Here is a 17,467-nt window from a genome sequence, read left to right on the forward strand (position 1 = left end):
AGCCCTCCGTTTTACATCATCATATATGGATTCATATCTATTGAAATCATCAATTGTTTTTGTTCCATTTCCTTTTGATAATGATCTTGTATTTTCCGTAGTAAACTTGCCAGTTCATTTTCCCTTTTGTATTTTATCACGCATTGATATCGATATCTATCTTTGATCTTAGCGATTGGTGATGCAGCCGGACCAAGGATTCTTGTATTCGGTGCACAGTTCATTTTTAGGAACTGGACAATTTGATCAGTGACATGCGCTGCCTTCGTCACTTCCTCGTGTGATACCGTCACCATTGCCAAATAGTAATACGGCGGATAGGACTGGTGGCGGCGATGCAGCATCTCCTGTTCATAAAAGGCTTCATAGTCATGCTGCTTCGTTAATTCAATACTATAGTGAGAAGGCGTATACGATTGAATGATCACAGAACCCGCTTTTTCATGACGTCCTGCCCTGCCGCTGACCTGCGTGAGAAGCTGAAATGTTTTTTCACTTGAACGAAAATCAGGAATATGAAGAGACGTATCCGCACTGAGAACACCAACAAGTGTGACATCTGGGAAATCTAGCCCTTTTGCTATCATCTGCGTCCCGAGCAAAATGTCCGCTTCTTTATTGCCAAAAGACGTGAGGAGCTTTTCGTGAGCACCTTTACGAGACGTTGTATCCACATCCATTCGGATCACTCTTGCCTCAGGCAGTACTTTTGTAAGCTCTTCTTCTACACGCTGCGTACCCGTCCCAAAATAGCGAATATGCTCACTATGGCATTCTGGACATTCAGCAGGCACCGGTGCTTCGTGCCCGCAATAATGGCATTTCAGCCGTTTTTGATAGCGGTGATAGGTGAGAGAAATTTCGCAATGAGGACATTGCTCCACATATCCGCAATCACGGCACATCACAAAGGATGAATAGCCCCTTTTATTCAGAAATAAGACGGCTTGTTCTTTTCTTTCAAGCACTTCCTTTAATCTGAGCATTAATTCTTCTGAAAACATGGACCTGTTGCCATTTCTCAATTCTTCTCTCATATCAATTAACGAAACGTGCGGCAGCTGCTGCTGGTTGACGCGGTTTTTGAGCGCCAGCAATGTAAACACGCCTTTTTTCGCACGCGCATAGGTTTCAAGTGAAGGGGTTGCACTGCCTAATACGACTGGGCATCGATGCCTTCTGGCTCGTTCAATGGCGACATCCTTGGCATGATAACGAGGCATTTCTTCTTGTTTATAAGAAGATTCATGCTCTTCATCTATGATAATCATGCCTAGATTTTCAAATGGAGCGAAAACAGCAGATCTCGCGCCCACGACAAGCTTGACTTCCTTGCGGTGGATTTTCCGCCATTCATCATATTTTTCCCCTGTCGATAAGCCGCTGTGAAGTACAGCCACATTTGAGCCGAATCGTTCTTTAAACCGCTGAACCATTTGAGGGGTTAACGAGATTTCAGGAACGAGGACGATCGCTTCTTTTCCTTTTTGAAGGGCATGATCAATCGTCTGCAAGTATATTTCCGTTTTACCGCTTCCTGTCACCCCGTGCAGCAGAAAGGTTTCATGCCGGTCATCACTGACTGCTTGATGAATATGTTTTGCCGCTTCTGCTTGTTCTGGCATGAGATCAAGTGAAGCAGATGGTGTAAACGCCCGGTCACGATAAGGATCACGGTAGACCTCTTCATAGCTTTCTGTTAGCAGCCCTTCTTGAATAAAGGTTTTAAGCGTTTGAGAACTCGCGCCTGTTTGCTGCTGCAAGTCTTTCGCTAAAAAGGCCGTCTCACTCGCTTGAAGCAAAAAGGAGAGCAGTGCCTTTTGTTTCACCGCATTTTTCTTAAGCTGCTGTTGTTTTTCTTCAAGCTTATCTTTCGATACAGCTAGATGGAGCATGCGTACCTTTTTCTTTCCAGATTTTTGCGAGACGTGATACCTTACCTCTAGATGACCTTTTTGGACATGCTTTTGAATCTGTTTTAGTTGTTCGGCCGGGATGTCAGCGTAAAGAATGCTATCTCGCTGACCGAAAAGCTCTTTCAATGACTGCGGAAGTTCTTCATCTGACAGCACCTGAATTTCTTTTTCATACTTCGCCTTCATGGCTGCAGGCAGCATCGATTGAAGTGCCGTAATGTGATAGGACAATGTTTTTTCCGTCAGCCAGTGGGAAAGCTCCAATAGCTCATCTGTCAGAACAGGTGATAAATCAAATAAATCGACAATGTCCTTGATGTTTCCTGTCTTTATGTCTGTTTCGTCTTTGACTTTTGTCACAAACCCTTGAATCTTCCTTGGGCCAAAGGGAACGACCACCCTCATTCCCGCTTTGACGAGATCTTTGAATCGATCTGGTACACGGTAATCGAATGGCCGGTCAATGGCTTTCGTTGTGACATCCACGATGACTTCAGCAATCATGCTCGATCACGCTCTTTTGGCAACAGCTGTTTTGCCTCCTTTAAGATTTCAAAAGCGAGGTCTTTTTTGCTCATCATCGGCAGCTCTTTTGTTGTACCATCTGCTTTGATGACGGCTGCTACATTTGTGTCTGTGCCAAAGCCTGCACCTTCTTTTGTGACGTTGTTGGCCACAATCATATCTAAATGCTTGGATTCGATTTTCTTTTTCGCGTAATATTCTACATCCTGCGTTTCAGCTGCAAAACCGACAAGCACTTGATGCTCTTTTCTTTTCCCCAGCTCTTTTAAAATATCTTTTGTCCGGGTGAATTCAATCTCTAAGGCGCCGTCCTGTTTTTTCATTTTATGAGGATATGATGTCACAGGGGTATAGTCGGCGACAGCTGCTGATTTAATGACAAGGTCCGCTTCCTCGTACACATCTAATACGGCTTGATACATGTCCTCTGCCGATTCAACGTGCACCACATGTACATGGTCAGGTGCCGTTAAAGAAACAGGTCCTGAAATGAGCGTGACATCAGCCCCCATTTGCTGCGCAGCCTCTGCAATCGCATAGCCCATTTTTCCTGACGATCGATTTGTAAAGAAACGCACAGGATCGATGACTTCTCGTGTAGGACCTGCTGTCACCACGACTTTTTTACCTGAAAGCGGTAAGCTTTTTGGCTTTTCAAAAAATGCACGGATGTGCTCAACAATTTTTTCAGGCTCCTCTAACCGCCCTTTTCCAATGTAGCCGCAGGCTAAATAACCTTCACTCGGCTCAATAAACCGGTAGCCGTCCTCATATAATGTGCGAATGTTCCGCTTTACAGCCGGGTGATCATACATATGCACATTCATTGCTGGTGCGATCCATACAGGAGCGGTTGAAGCAAGTAAGGTCGTCGTGAGCATATCATCTGCAAGCCCTGCCGCCATTTTACCAATCGTATGTGCTGTTGCAGGGGCAACAAGAATGAGATCGGCCCAGTCAGCTACGTCAATATGCGCAATGACTTTTGGATTGTTTTCTTTAAATGTATCCACATACACCTCATGTCGAGACAGAGCTTGGAAGGTAAGCGGAGACACAAATTCACGGGCAGATTCCGTCATAATCACTCTTACATTTGCGCCCGCCTGTACGAGTTTACTAGTAAGAGCAGCTGCTTTATATACGGCGATTCCTCCGCTGACGCCGAGCAAAATATTTTTTGACTGTAACATTTGTTTGTCCCCCTTAACGGCCTTTTTCACAAATTCGTCTACAATTCAAAAAAGTCAAAACCAATCATAGTTTTGACTTTTTTGAACGTATCGTATCTGCATAGCAGAAGCGATGTGTTATTCTTGATCCTCTTTTTCAAATGTCAAAAGCCCGGCATCGATTTCTTCCAGTGCTTTGCCTACGAATTTGTAAGACTTTGTATTTTCAATTTGCTGATCTTGGTGGATCTGCATTTCACGTGCACGGCGTGCAGACACTGTCACAAGTGTATATTTTGAATCAAGTTTGTTCATCAATGAGTCAATTGAAGGATCTAACATAGTTTATTCTACCCCCAGCATTTTTTTATATCTTGGTGCGACTCTGTCTCTGCGCAGGTGTTCTGCAAGGACGATCGCTTTGATTCTTTCACAAGCAAGCTCGACATCATCGTTTTCCACGACATAGTCGTAAGCATCCATCATTTCAATCTCTTCTTTTGCAGCAGCCATTCGATTGCGAATGAGTTCCTCAGACTCTGTACCACGTGTAATGATGCGGTTTTGAAGTTCTGAAAGACTAGGCGGTGCAAGGAAAATAAAAAGACCTTCTGGGAATGCTTCTCTTACTTGAAGTGCACCTTGCACTTCGATTTCAAGGAAAACATCTTTTCCTTCGCTTAATGTCTGTTCTACATAGTCAACAGGCGTGCCGTAGTAATTCCCGACATACTCTGCCCATTCTAACAGCTTTTTGTTTTCAATCATATGTTCAAATTCTTCCCTGGATTTAAAGAAATAATCGACACCATTTCTTTCACCTTCACGCGGTTTACGTGTCGTCACAGAAATAGAGTATTCAAATTTCGTATCTTCCTGGGAGAAAATGGCTTGTCTGACCGTTCCTTTTCCAACTCCCGAAGGTCCAGAGAGAACGATTAAAAGTCCTCTTTCTTTCATAATGGCGTATTACCCCTGCCCTTCATCTATGATTTCTTCTTTTACAGAAAGTCTTTGCGCGACAGTCTCAGGCTGAACGGCAGATAAGATGACATGGTCACTGTCCATAATGACAACAGCACGGGTTCTTCTTCCGTATGTAGCATCTATGAGCATGCCTCGATCTCTTGCGTCTTGTATCATTCGTTTAATCGGTGCTGATTCTGGACTGACGATCGAAATCATCCGATTCGCTGAAATGATGTTTCCAAATCCGATATTGATCAACTTTATGGTCATCTTCTAACGTCCCCCTGTAATATAAACGTCTCTAGTCTCGCCGAAAGAGACGTACTGTAAACAGCATACACAATGACTATTCTATATTTTGCACTTGTTCTTTTATTTTTTCAATAGCACTTTTCATTTCAACCACCAGCTTTGTTAAATGATGATGGTTCGCTTTTGAGCCAATGGTGTTCACTTCACGGTTGAGCTCCTGTACAAGAAAATCAAGTTTTCTGCCGGCAGCACCGCCTTGCATCAAGATTTGCTGGAACTGTTGAAAGTGACTTTTCAATCTCGTAATCTCTTCTGTAATGTCACAGCGGTCAGCAAAGATGGCAGCCTCTGTTGTCAATCTGCTTTCGTCAAGCGCCTCTCCGATCCATTCTTGCAATCGCTGATTGAGCCTCTCTTTATACTGAGTCACAACCTCTGGTGCAAAGACTTTGATTTCTTCTGTATAGGCCTCTAATTCAGAAAGCCTCAGCTCACAGTCTTTTTGAAGTGATGTCCCCTCCTGCTCTCTCATGAAGCAAAGCTCCTTGACAGCTGTTTCACAAGCATCCATCAGCAATTGCTCTAACTGCTCATTTCGGCTGGCCGACTCTTCTACTTGAACGGCATGCTCCAGCCCCAGTAAGTCATGTGCATGCTGAATTCCTGAAATGTGATAGCGCTTCTCGAGGTCTTTTGCGGCTTTCATGTATTCATCAAGCAACGGCCAGTCGATCTGCAAGGACCGGCTTGCTAGTTTACCGCCTTCAATCGTGACAAACAGCTCAATTCTACCGCGCTGCACGTAACGAAGAATGATTTTTTTTAATGTGTCTTCGAAATATAAAAGCGGCCTCGGCAAACGGGCATGAACCTCTTTAAAACGGTGATTGACCGATTTTAGCTCAACTGACACTGTCAGTTCTCCATCCGTTTTACTCGCTTGGCCGAATCCCGTCATACTGCGTATCATGTCAAAACACCCAATTCTTTCATATTAATAAAATGAAAAAGGTAATAGCAGACACTATTACCTCAAAATTATACCATAACGAATTATTTTTTTCTTGTCAAAAGTGATCCTGCCAGTAAAAAAGTTGGCAGTGCAGACATACCGATGATCAGCAGCCAATCAATTGGTGCAATGGCCACCGTTTTGAAAATCGGCTGAAGCGGCGGATAATAAATGACCACAAACATAAGTAAAAGTGATGACAAAACCGCACCGATCAAGTAAAGATTCCCGAATGGATTGCGTTCAAAGATGGACCGTTCACTGCGGCAGTCAAATACATGAATGAGCTGCGCCAAAACAAGCGTACTAAATGCAACAGTCTGTGCATATTGCAGGTTGTTTGGATCGCGGTGATACACAAACATAAATGCTAAAAGGGTCGCAAGCCCGATGAGGAATCCTCTAGATACAACCTTCCAGCCGAGCCCTCTAGCAAAAATGCCCTCTTTCATGTTCCTCGGCTTTCGCTTCATGACATCGCCTTCTGGCTTATCCATGCCAAGTGCCATCGCTGGAAGACCATCTGTGACAAGGTTGACCCATAAAATTTGAATAGGAACGAGAGGAAGCGGAAGCGCTAGGAGCATCGCGAACAGCATAACCAAAATTTCTCCAACATTGGATGCCAGCAAATACCGGACAAACTTCCGAATGTTTTCATAAATATTCCGGCCTTCTTTAATGGCGGATTTAATGGTCGCAAAGTTGTCATCAAGTAAAATAAGAGAAGATGCTTCTTTGGCTACGTCTGTTCCAGTGATGCCCATGGAGATGCCGATATCTGCTTGCTTAATCGCAGGCGCATCATTGACCCCGTCACCTGTCATCGCCACAATATGTCCATTTTTTTGATAGGCCTTCACAATTCTCAGCTTATGCTCAGGTGATACCCGTGCAAAGACGTATACATTTTCAGCCGTTTGCTCAAGCTCTTTGTCACTCATCTGATCCAGCGCTTTTCCGTCGAGCACCTTTCCTTGCTTTGGTAAAAGGCTCAAGTCTTTGGCAATCGCTTTGGCTGTTTCCACGTGATCCCCTGTAATCATGACTGTTTTTATGCCAGCATCCCTGCACTCTTTAATCGCTCGTCTGACTTCAGGACGAGGTGGATCGATCATGCCCTCTAACCCGATAAATGTCAAATCGGTTTCAGCCTGCTGGACAGAGTTGATTTTTTCTGTCAGACCGACTTTTTTATACGCAATGGCAATCGTTCTCAGCGCTTGTCTTGCTAAGCCTTGAATCGCAGCCTCTGTTTCTTGCCTGTGAGTGGTTGAAAAAGAAGCTGTGCGGCCGCCGTGCATGATATGACTTGAACGGTTCATCAGGACATCCGGCGCACCTTTTGCAATGACATACCGCTCTTTTTGATTCGTTTCGACGACGATTGACATCATCTTTCTTTCTGAATCAAAAGGAAACTCCTCTACAACGTGAAATCCGGCTTCGATGAATTGCTCTGTAAACCCTGCTTTACGTGCTGCGGTGAGAAGTGCCCCCTCTGTCGGATCTCCATCAAGCCTCATCTCCCCATCTTTTTCAATGATGGTCGATGTATTACAAAGCGCCCCGTATAATAACACCTTTTGCAGACTTGGATGTTTGTCTACATGGACAAGTTCTCCGTTTAAGGTGAAATCACCAGATGGCTCATAGCCCGTACCAGAAATATTCCACGTTTTGCCCTCTGCCCATACATGTGTCACAGTCATTTTATTTTGCGTCATTGTTCCTGTTTTATCTGAGCAAATGATCGACGCGCAGCCAAGTGTTTCCACCGCCGGAAGCTTTCTGACAATCGATTTTTGTTTGATCATCCGCTGCACTCCTAAGGAAAGTGCGACGGTAACAATCGCCGGCAGTCCTTCAGGAATGGCAGCAACTGCAAGAGATACTCCCGCCAGGAACATATGATACAAATCATGTCCTTGCACAACGCCAAGAACCACAACGAGCACCGTTAAAAATAAAGCAGCAACAATCAGGATTTTCCCCAGCTGTTCGAGACGTCTTTGCAGCGGTGTTTCCATATTCCCTGCTGCATCCAGCATGCCGGCAATTTGTCCCATCGCTGTATTCATTCCTGTACCAATCACAACGCCCACGCCGCTTCCTCTAGTAACAAGCGTCCCCATAAAGGCCATGTTCGTCAAATCTCCAAGCGAGACATGGTCTCGTGAAAGCGGACTTGCGTGTTTGACCGCAGGGATGGACTCGCCAGTGAGAGCGGACTCTTCAATTTCTAAACTTTTGGTTTCTAGTAATCTAATGTCTGCCCCAATCCGGTCTCCACTCGAAAATTTCACAATATCCCCTGGCACGAGATGTTTAGACGGGATCTTGACCCATTCATTATTTCTCCTTGCATACACATGCGGGGTTGATAATTCCTTTAGCGCTTGAAGAGATTTTTCCGCGCGGCGTTCTTGATAAAAGCCGAGCACTCCATTAATCAGAACAATCGCTACAATTGCTACAGCATCAATGTATTCGCCTAAAAAAGCAGAAATGATCGTTGCCGCAAGCAAAATTAACACCATAAAATCTTTAAATTGCGCTAAAAAAATGATCAGAGCCGACGCCTTTTTCCCTTCCTGCAATTCATTTGGCCCGTGTTTTTCAAGCCGTTTTTGTACATCTTTTTCTGACAGTCCGTCACCTATCGATGTATTCATTGTTTTTAATAAATCGGTTTGGTTCAGTTCATGCCAATTCATTTGACCTCGTCCACTCCTCTTTTGTTCTCTCTCATATGCAGTGTTCTATAAGCCAGTTTATTCAGACTCGTCCTAAATCATGCTATAATAATAAGACTGCCTAAAGAACGAGAAACGGAAGGTTCTTTCAGTAGATTTGTGTGAAAGAAGAGGGTGTATCCAACATGTCATTTGACGGCATTTTTACATATGGTATGACAAATGAATTGCAAGAGACATTAACTGGCGGAAGAATTTCAAAAATTCATCAGCCATATAAGCACGAGCTGATTTTTCATATCCGGGCAAACGGAAAAAATCACAAGCTCCTTTTATCCGCTCATCCGAGCTACGCTAGAATTCAGCTCACAGAGCATCAATATGACAATCCAAGCGAACCTCCAATGTTTTGTATGCTCCTCAGAAAGCATCTTGAGGGCGGATTCATTGAACGTTTTGAACAGATTGGATTTGACCGGGTAATCGTACTTCATGTACGAAGCCGCAATGAAATTGGCGACGAACAGACTCGAAAGCTCTACATTGAAATCATGGGAAGGCATAGTAATTTGATTCTTGTCGAAGATGACACGCAGCAGATCATCGATGGCCTAAAGCATCTTTCTCCATCTGTGAACAGCTATCGAACGGTACTTCCTGGTCACGAATACCTTCTGCCGCCTGCACAGCAAAAATTGAATCCGTTTGAAGTGACGAAGGATGATATTTTAAAGCATTTACGCTTTCAAGAAGGAAAGATCGCAAATCAAATTGTCGATACATTCTCTGGGGTTTCTCCGCTGTTTGCAAAGGAAGCTGTACACAGGGCCGGTCTTGCCAATAAGGAAACGATTCCAAATACACTGCTCGACATGTTCCAGCTTATTCGCATGCACTCCTTTACCCCGCAGCTCACAAGAAAAGACGGGAAAGAATATTTCTATTTATTAGAACTTCAGCATGTCCATGGCGAGATGAAGACATTCGACTCTCTCAGCCAGCTGCTTGACCGCTTTTATTTCGGAAAAGCTGAGAGAGACAGAGTTAAACAGCAGGCGTCTGACCTTGAACGGTTTGTCGTAAATGAAAAAAAGAAAAATGAAAACAAGCTCAAAAAACTGAAAAGAACTCTTGAAGAATCTCAACATGCACATAAATATCAGCTCTATGGCGAATTGTTAACAGCCAATTTATATGCCATCAAAAAAGGGGATAAAGAAGCGACTGTCATCAATTATTACGATGAAGATGGCGGAGAGATCACGATCCCGCTTAAAACAAACAAAACCCCTTCTGAAAATGCACAGGCATATTTCACAAAATATCAAAAGGCAAAAAATGCAGTAGAAGCGGTCAATGAACAAATTGAGCGGACGCATGAAGAGATTGCTTATTTTGAAGAGTTGATTCAGCAGCTATCCTCTGCCTCACCGAAGGATTTAGAGGAAATGAGAGAAGAACTTGTTGAAGGAAAATATTTACGCGCCAAACAAAAGCGCAACGCCAAAAAGAAAAAACAGGCGGCCATTCAGCTTGAAACGTATGAATCGTCTCAAGGTATTCCGATTTTAGTCGGAAAAAACAACAAACAAAACGAGTATTTAACCACAAAGGCTGCTGCCCGTGACGACATTTGGCTGCATACGAAGGATATTCCTGGATCACATGTCGTCATCCGTCATCAAGCGCCTGATGAAGAGACGCTGCTTGAAGCGGCTCAAATCGCTGCCTACTTCTCGAAAGCAAAAGAGTCGAGCTCCGTTCCTGTCGATTATACGAAAATCCGGCATGTGAAAAAACCAAATGGAGCAAAGCCAGGATTTGTGACGTATGATCAGCAGCAAACATTATTTGTCACGCCTGACGAAGATGTGGTCCTAAAGCTGCGAAAATAATAAAAGCCGATAAAATCCCTTAAAGAGATTTTATCGGCTTTTTCTTTGTTGTTTTTTTCTTTCGATATAGAGAGCGTCAAGTGCATCTACATCCTCTTGTTCAAGCAACGCCTCAATTTCCGAAGCCAGTTGTTTTGTCCGAGCTGGGCTCGCACCGCTTGTAGAGACTGAAATCGTCACTTTCCCTGCTTTGACCACCTTTGGCACGATCACATTGCCAAGCTCTGATTGGCTCACACAATTCACAAGCTGGTGAGGCCGGGCTGTTTGTGCAATCCATTCATTTACCGCTGGATCGTTTGTAGCAGCTACAATGAAAAATGCACCCTCTAAATCTTCCACGTCCACTTTCTTTTCCTTCCAATTCAGGTTGTATGTATCAATGAGACGTGCCATCTCTTTAGAAATATCAGGACTCACGACGGTTATATGGCAAGGCTCTATGCATAGCGCCTCTGCCCTTCTTGCGGCTATTCGTCCACCGCCGGCGATGAGCACTTGTTGATCGGTTAAATCAAGATGGACTGGAAGCATGGCTTTCTCCTTGGAAATGAAACGCATCGTCTTTGTTTAAAATGGTTTCTTGCACGCGTTCAATATAAGCCGCTTTTACATGCGGATGAAAGCCAATATACCGGCATACCCGGACATCTTTCAGCCTCTTTCTCGCCTGAGCCGCTTCATTTTCAATCTCTTTCATTAAAATACCCGTAAACAACAAGTAAGGAACGAGATAAACAGGCGCATCATCATCTGCTGTTAATTGCGCAAGAACATCTCGGTAATTTGGCTCACATGCCGTAATAAAACATGGCAAGACCTCTGCGAAAGGGAGCAGGCGCCGGACATCGTCCGCAATGCCAAACACATCCCGCTTCACATCGGGGTCAGAGCTTCCGCGGCCAATTAAAAGAATCTGTGCTTTCCCGCCTTGATATCCTGCCTCTTCAATTCTTGCAGCAACCGCTTTTGTCACTTCTTGATTGACCCCGATTGGTTTTCCGTATGTGACCTTCACTTGCGGATATCGCTTTTGTACTTTCTCAATCTCGACTGGAATATCTGATTTGGCATGCATGGCAGTTAAAAGGAGGAGCGGGACGATCGCAATGTGTGTAGCTCCTTTTTTCACACAGGCTTCAAATCCTTCTTCTATAGAAGGGGCTGTCAGTTCTAAAAAACAAATTTCTTGTATATCTGCTTCTACTAACGGCATACAGCTTTTCATAAAAGAAATGGCTTTATCTTGTGCTTCTTTTACTCTGCTTCCATGCCCGACATAAAGTACAGCTTGTTTCATGTGGCTCCTCCCTCTACTTGTTTTGATCAGACGAAAAGACACGATCGATGTACGTGTCTTTTCTTTATCATTCTCATTTCTCGATTAAGGCGGGTTCAAACCAGCTCAGTTTTTGGTGAAAATGAACGACATCTCCAACTACAATTAAACTTGGATGCTCGATGCCTTCTTTTTCAACTGTTTCAGACAGTGTCGCCACAGTGCAGCAAGTCGTCTTTTGCCTCGTCGTAGTTCCCCAGTGTATAAACGCTGCTGGCGTTTCAGGATCGCGTCCATTTTTTAAAAGAAGCTGCTGCACTCTTTTCACATTTTTGACGCCCATGTAAATCACAAGGGTATCAATCCCTGTAGCCAGCGCTTCCCACTTTTCTTCAAAATGCTCATCCTTTTGATAGTGACCCGTGACAAAAGCGACATTTGAGCTGAATTCACGATGCGTCACGGGAATGCCTGCATAAGCGGCCGCTGCAATACCAGAGGTAATTCCAGGGACGACTTCATACGGAATTCCGTGCTCAGCTAAGCATTCGATTTCTTCACCGCCTCGGCCGAATACAAAGGGGTCGCCGCCTTTCAGCCGAACGACAACGTTCCCTTCCTTTGCATGGGCCACAAGGGCTTCATTGATGGCTTCCTGTCTCATCGTATGATGATTCGGCAGCTTGCCGCAATAGATTAATTCCGCCTCGGGTTTGGCGTGGGCGAGTATTTCTTGATTGACAAGGCGATCATATAAAATGACATCTGCCTGCTGTATTGCCTTATGGGCTTTTAATGTAATTAAGTCTGGATCTCCAGGTCCAGCCCCCACAATGTATACTTTCCCCATCGTGCTTTTCTCCCCCTGCCATCAGGCGATTATTTCGCTCTTCCCTTTACATAATCAACAAGACGCTGTTTGGACTCTTCACGAGATAATTCACCTGTATCTAGAACGAGCTCAGGTGCTGCTGGTTCTTCATACGGCGAATCAATTCCGGTGAAAAATGGAATTTCGCCATTTCTAGCTTTTTTATATAAGCCCTTTGGATCACGCTCTTCGCATACGTTCAGATCACATTTCACAAACACTTCGTGAAATTCTCCCGCTTCAACTAACTGTCTGACAATGCGGCGGTCTTCTTGAAATGGAGAAATAAAAGCCGTGATGACAATCGTTCCTTGTTCAACAAATAACTTTGCCACTTCTCCGATGCGGCGGATGTTCTCTTTTCTGTCATCATCTGAAAATCCTAAATCTTTATTCAGTCCATGCCTTACATTATCGCCATCAAGAACGGTGACTTGATAGCCTTGTTCAAACAGCTCTCTAGCCGCTGCATTTGCGATTGTTGATTTACCTGACCCACTTAGACCCGTGAGCCAAATAATGCCGCTCGTATGATTGTTTTTCTGTTGATATTCTTTTTTTGTAATAGATGAATCATGCCACACGATATGTTCATTGCTCATGTCATACCCTCCCATTAAGATACCGTCGTTTTTAATCCTTCGATTAATGTTTCAATAACTTCTTTTCGGCTGAACGTGCTTGGCGGTAATTCACCGTTTCTCAGCATCGTTCGAACCTTTGTACCTGAAAGAATGACATGCTCGCTTTTATCGTGAGGACATGTTTTTGGTGTTGCCATTGCTTCACATGTATTACAGTAGAAGCTATGTTCAAATTTTAACGGGGTAATGCCAATTTCTTCACTTGTAAATTGTTCAAATAACTCCTGCGCCTCGTATGTGCCGTAATAATCACCAACACCCGCATGATCTCTTCCCACAATAAAATGAGTGCAGCCGTAATTTTTACGAACAAGCGCGTGAAAGATTGCTTCCTTTGGTCCAGCATAACGCATTGCCGCAGGAAAAACACCTAAAAAGACGCGATCCTTTGGATAATAACCGTTCAATAACACTTGATAGCTTTTCATTCTCACGTCTGCCGGAATATCGTCTGATTTTGTTTCACCGACAAGTGGATTTAAAAACAAACCATCTACTGTTTCAAGTGCTGTCTTTTGAATATATTCATGGGCACGGTGAACAGGGTTTCTCGTTTGGAAACCAACAATGGTTTTCCAGCCGTTTTCTTTGAAATGCCGTCTTGTTTCTTCTGGCTCATACGTAAATTGAGGGAATGGTTTTTCACTGCGTTTCGTCAGTGTAATTTTACCACCAATGTATATGTCACCGCGTTCAAATAATTTTTTCACGCCTGGATGATTGCGGTCATCAGTTTTATATACATTCACCGCTTCTTTTTCCTTATCTGGTGTGTATTGATCCTCTACTTCAATCACCCCATATACAGTTCCATTATACGATAGACGCACAATATCGCCTTGATGGATTTCCGCTGCCTTTTCCTTTGTCACTGGCAGTGTAATAGGAAGAGACCAAACGACACCACTTGCTAACCGCATACTGCTCACAACGGCTTCATAATCAGCTTTTGTTAAAAACCCTTCAATTGGACTATACCCGCCAATTGCTATGAGTTCAAGGTCTGCAAATGAGATAGCATCTAGTTCAATTTCCTTTGCAGCCGTGCTGAGATCATACTCTTCATTTACTCGATTAATTAATACGCCACCATGTGGTGTTAAACTCATTTGTTCATCTTCCTCTCAATGTTCATATTTATTAGATGTAAATAGTCGGATTTGTCGTTAAATCCCGCCGCCCTGTTCATGAATCGAGCTGCTTTCATTTTTGACTGCCTTCATCAGACTCAGCGCACCAAGTGAGGCAAGCAGTACACTCATCATAATAAAGATAGAATAATAGTCTCCTTTTAAGAAAAGGCTCACCAGCAAATACGATAGGCTGAGTGATAAAAAGGGTGACACTACCCACACTTTCAGCATTTTTTTCACCACATGTTTATGAAAAATATTTGGTCCGCCTTTTGCCATTCCAAGCCCAATGATAGACGAGGAGGTGATTTGGGTAAGTGGAACTGGCAGCCCAAAAATAGAGCTGACGATGACAAGTCCAGCACCGGTACTCGAAAGCAATATCCCTTCGCCCGTTTGATAGCGGGTAATTTTCTTTCCATTTGTTTCTAGTACTCTTCTACCAAGCAAGAGGGCTCCAATGGCGACAAAGATTCCGCCGTAAAGCGTTCCTTGCCCAACTGACAAAACGCCCGCGGCAACAAGTGGACCGACTGCATTTGCCACATTGTTCATGCCTGCTGAAAATGCTTCTAAAAATCCACTAAGGATTAAAACAATGGATAAAATAATTGTTCCTTTTTTAGACAACTTACGTTTAGGGAACATTCTGATGATTTTGACTACAACAAAGGTAAAAAGAAAGGCGACAAGCGGAATGATGACCCAAAATGCCACAATGACTAAAATGGATTTCACATACAATACTTTATATGCGACCGCGACACCAACTACAGCTCCTACTGTCACCTCACTCGTTGACAAAGGAATGGCCATCAGATTCGCTATAAAGAGAGATAATGCAGCAGAACCAATAATAATACAAACAATTTCAAGTGTAATGACGGATTCAGGCATAATCCCAGAGCTAATCGTTTTGACAACCTCACCACCGCCAATAACTGAACCTGCTAAAATCCCAACTGCGCATACACTGAGTGCATAGATCGGCTTTCGAATCGCACCTGATCCGTACGCGATTCCCATCGAAGCTGCTGCACCACTCGCGCCAATGTTTAGAGCGAAAAATAAACTAAATAAAATTGCGGCAATTTCCATACACTATGCTCCCTTACTCATGTAATCCGCACTCAGTCTTAGCTGTGCCTGACCATCTGCCAGACCGCAGATCTTCGGCAGTAAATGCTGGCTGTGTACACGGGGCACACCCGATACTTGGATATCCCTGATCATGCAGCGGATTATAAGTAAGTTCCTCTCTAGATGCATATCTCCATATGTCCTTCCACGTCCAGTGGATAAGCGGACATACTTTCACTGATTTGAATTTTTCATCCTTATTTAAAAAGTTCGTCCCTGCTCGCTTAGGTGACTGCTCTCTCCTTAAGCCAGATAGCCATGCCGGATAGCCAGATAGCGCTTCTTGCAAAGGAATGACCTTACGCATATGGCAGCAGCTTTGAGGATCTGTTTTCCATAGCTGATCACCATGCTGCTCGTTTTGCTCCTCAACCGTCAGCACAGGGGTTTTCAGCACAATATCTAAACCCGGGTATCTTTCCTTTACCGCATCAATTGTGTCGTACGTTTCCTTAAAATGCAGACCTGTATCTAAAAAGACAATTCTTGCATCCTTTTTTACTTTCGCAATCAGATCAATGAGGACGATGCCTTCAATACCAAAACTGCATGCATAAACGAGCTGATCACCATAATGACCGTATGCCCATTTCAGCACAGATAAGGCCCCTTTATACAAATCATCTTCTTGAAATGTAATGGACGGCTCTTGCCAATTTTCATAAGTTAACATTGTTTCTCCCCTTCCGGAGTATCACTACTCTCCGCACTACGTCAACTGAATTTTTTTCTGTCTTCTGCCACTTGAATCACTTGACCGTCCTGAACAATCAGTGTAACTAAACTGAATTCATATCCCCAATCAGTTTCTGCATAGGCTTCAATTAAGTCTTCATCCTGCTTTTGCTTCACTTCCCCCTCACCGTTAAAATAAAAAAACTTCCTTTCAGTCCGAAAGAAAGATGAGGAAGCTCACGATTTCCTTATCTTTCAAAATAGAATCATTTTGCAGGAAGTAGCACCTTGCAAATCGCAGGTTGCCGGGCTTCATCGGGCCAGTCCCTCCACCTCTCTGGATAAGTGTTTTAATTTGTCTTAAATATTAACACAATTCAAACAAAAGTCAACCCGACTTTATTGATAGGATTAGTTTTTATTTAAATTTGAGTCTATTTTACTATTTTTAACCAAATAAAAAAGCTGTGCGGGGAGGCGCAGCTTCAGATTGTATTCAGCGTGATAGAAAACCTTTGCAGTCTAGGAAAGACGAGTACCGGAGCGGAGCGAATTGAACATTCGTGAGCACCGGCACGCAGTCCTGACAAAGAATGCGAGGGTTTGTCCGCGCGCTGAAAGCTGTGCGGGTACGCGCAGCTTTTTAGACGGTTTCTTTCATCCAAGATTCAGAGGAAGGATCTTGTCTCCAGCGTTTTAGTTTATTCATAGCAGAAGGCTCGATCGCTTTCAGCTCAAGTGCCACGTCTGTCAGTGTGTCATAGTCTGTTAGGGTGACATATGGAATGTTTTTCTCTTGAAATGCTGCCGCAGCTTTTGGCAGTCCGTATGTGAAGATCGCGGCAACTCCTAGTACGTCACAGCCCGCTTCTTGAAGAGCAGCGACCACTTCAAGCACACTGCCTCCTGTTGAAATCAAGTCTTCTACGACGACCACCTTTTGACCTTTTGATACGGCTCCTTCAATTTGATTCCCTTTTCCATGTGCTTTTGGCTTACTTCTCACATAACACATCGGCACGTTCAGACGGTCTGCCGCTAATGCCGCATGCGGGATGCCTGCTGTTGCAGTACCAGCAACAACCTCCGCTCCTTCAAAATGGGTGAGAATCAACTCTTTAAGACCTTCAGCAATGTCGTGTCTTACTTCTGGGTAGGACAAGGTAAGACGGTTGTCACAATAGATCGGTGATTTGATACCGCTTGCCCATGTAAACGGTTCGTCTGGTTTTAATGAGACCGCTTTGATTTGTAATAGGTGTTTAGCGATTTTTGTTTTCATCTGGCA

The 17,467-nt window shown here is 43.9% G+C and carries 17 protein-coding genes and 1 riboswitch; of the genes, 1 reads left to right on the forward strand and 16 read right to left on the reverse strand.

All coding sequences use genetic code 11. The features are described from left to right. Positions 1 to 11 precede the first annotated feature (11 nt). The 7 genes from priA to ACSSTM_RS04095 form a co-directional block, all read right to left on the reverse strand. A complete protein-coding gene (gene priA, locus ACSSTM_RS04065) occupies positions 12 to 2,420 on the reverse strand; it encodes a primosomal protein N' (RefSeq protein ID WP_034662451.1) in 2,409 nt (802 codons plus the stop codon). Next, a complete protein-coding gene (gene coaBC, locus ACSSTM_RS04070; protein ID WP_034662453.1) occupies positions 2,417 to 3,634 on the reverse strand; it encodes a bifunctional phosphopantothenoylcysteine decarboxylase/phosphopantothenate--cysteine ligase CoaBC in 1,218 nt (405 codons plus the stop codon). The genes priA and coaBC overlap by 4 nt, the downstream gene beginning before the upstream one ends. A gap of 117 nt (positions 3,635 to 3,751) precedes the next feature. Beyond that, positions 3,752 to 3,955 carry a DNA-directed RNA polymerase subunit omega gene (gene rpoZ / locus ACSSTM_RS04075; RefSeq protein ID WP_003211647.1) on the reverse strand — a complete coding sequence of 68 codons (204 nt, stop codon included), beginning with the start codon at positions 3,953 to 3,955 and terminating at the stop codon, positions 3,752 to 3,754. Positions 3,956 to 3,958: 3 nt separating this feature from the next. Further along, positions 3,959 to 4,573 (reverse strand): guanylate kinase, encoded by a 615-nt coding sequence (gene gmk / locus ACSSTM_RS04080; protein WP_003212381.1) that lies wholly within the window; start codon positions 4,571 to 4,573, stop codon positions 3,959 to 3,961. A 9-nt stretch (positions 4,574 to 4,582) separates the two neighbouring features. Further along, the gene (gene remA / locus ACSSTM_RS04085) at positions 4,583 to 4,852 is read right to left on the reverse strand and encodes an extracellular matrix/biofilm regulator RemA (protein WP_008344898.1); all 270 of its coding nucleotides are present in this window, start codon (positions 4,850 to 4,852) and stop codon (positions 4,583 to 4,585) included. A gap of 76 nt (positions 4,853 to 4,928) precedes the next feature. After that, positions 4,929 to 5,804 (reverse strand): YicC/YloC family endoribonuclease, encoded by an 876-nt coding sequence (locus ACSSTM_RS04090; protein WP_095285157.1) that lies wholly within the window; start codon positions 5,802 to 5,804, stop codon positions 4,929 to 4,931. 83 nt (positions 5,805 to 5,887) lie between these two features. Then, positions 5,888 to 8,563: a calcium-translocating P-type ATPase, SERCA-type gene (locus tag ACSSTM_RS04095; RefSeq protein ID WP_095285156.1), complete on the reverse strand. Its 2,676-nt coding sequence runs from the start codon at positions 8,561 to 8,563 to the stop codon at positions 5,888 to 5,890. 164 nt (positions 8,564 to 8,727) lie between these two features. On the opposite strand from ACSSTM_RS04095, the gene ACSSTM_RS04100 reads away from it, so the two are divergent. After that, the gene (locus tag ACSSTM_RS04100; RefSeq protein ID WP_034662460.1) at positions 8,728 to 10,437 is read left to right on the forward strand and encodes an Rqc2 family fibronectin-binding protein; all 1,710 of its coding nucleotides are present in this window, start codon (positions 8,728 to 8,730) and stop codon (positions 10,435 to 10,437) included. A 30-nt stretch (positions 10,438 to 10,467) separates the two neighbouring features. On the opposite strand, the gene ACSSTM_RS04105 is transcribed toward ACSSTM_RS04100, so the two are convergent. The 9 genes from ACSSTM_RS04105 to pyrE form a co-directional block, all read right to left on the reverse strand. After that, positions 10,468 to 10,971, reverse strand: a complete 504-nt coding sequence (locus tag ACSSTM_RS04105) for a precorrin-2 dehydrogenase/sirohydrochlorin ferrochelatase family protein (RefSeq protein WP_095285155.1) — start codon at positions 10,969 to 10,971, stop codon at positions 10,468 to 10,470. After that, entirely contained in the window at positions 10,952 to 11,737 is a 786-nt protein-coding gene (locus tag ACSSTM_RS04110) for a sirohydrochlorin chelatase (protein WP_034662465.1), read from the reverse strand. Before ACSSTM_RS04110 ends, ACSSTM_RS04105 begins: the two co-directional genes overlap by 20 nt. A 73-nt stretch (positions 11,738 to 11,810) precedes the next feature. Further along, positions 11,811 to 12,566: a uroporphyrinogen-III C-methyltransferase gene (cobA, locus tag ACSSTM_RS04115; protein ID WP_034662468.1), complete on the reverse strand. Its 756-nt coding sequence runs from the start codon at positions 12,564 to 12,566 to the stop codon at positions 11,811 to 11,813. A gap of 29 nt (positions 12,567 to 12,595) precedes the next feature. After that, entirely contained in the window at positions 12,596 to 13,189 is a 594-nt protein-coding gene (gene cysC / locus ACSSTM_RS04120; protein ID WP_034662471.1) for an adenylyl-sulfate kinase, read from the reverse strand. Between the two features lie 14 nt (positions 13,190 to 13,203). Then, positions 13,204 to 14,340, reverse strand: a complete 1,137-nt coding sequence (gene sat, locus ACSSTM_RS04125) for a sulfate adenylyltransferase (RefSeq protein ID WP_034662474.1) — start codon at positions 14,338 to 14,340, stop codon at positions 13,204 to 13,206. 57 nt (positions 14,341 to 14,397) lie between these two features. After that, positions 14,398 to 15,462, reverse strand: coding sequence for an inorganic phosphate transporter (locus tag ACSSTM_RS04130; protein WP_065097246.1), 1,065 nt, complete (start codon positions 15,460 to 15,462; stop codon positions 14,398 to 14,400). Positions 15,463 to 15,475: 13 nt separating this feature from the next. Beyond that, positions 15,476 to 16,177, reverse strand: coding sequence for a phosphoadenylyl-sulfate reductase (locus ACSSTM_RS04135; protein WP_309415522.1), 702 nt, complete (start codon positions 16,175 to 16,177; stop codon positions 15,476 to 15,478). Positions 16,178 to 16,218: 41 nt separating this feature from the next. After that, positions 16,219 to 16,356 (reverse strand): DUF2292 domain-containing protein, encoded by a 138-nt coding sequence (locus ACSSTM_RS04140; RefSeq protein ID WP_113754944.1) that lies wholly within the window; start codon positions 16,354 to 16,356, stop codon positions 16,219 to 16,221. 68 nt (positions 16,357 to 16,424) lie between these two features. Beyond that, positions 16,425 to 16,527, reverse strand: a riboswitch (SAM riboswitch). A 295-nt stretch (positions 16,528 to 16,822) separates the two neighbouring features. After that, positions 16,823 to 17,461: an orotate phosphoribosyltransferase gene (gene pyrE, locus ACSSTM_RS04145; RefSeq protein ID WP_034662482.1), complete on the reverse strand. Its 639-nt coding sequence runs from the start codon at positions 17,459 to 17,461 to the stop codon at positions 16,823 to 16,825. Positions 17,462 to 17,467 lie beyond the last annotated feature (6 nt).

It is taken from the genome of Bacillus sp. RK1064, assembly GCF_051488405.1.
GTDB lineage: Bacteria > Bacillota > Bacilli > Bacillales > Bacillaceae > Bacillus.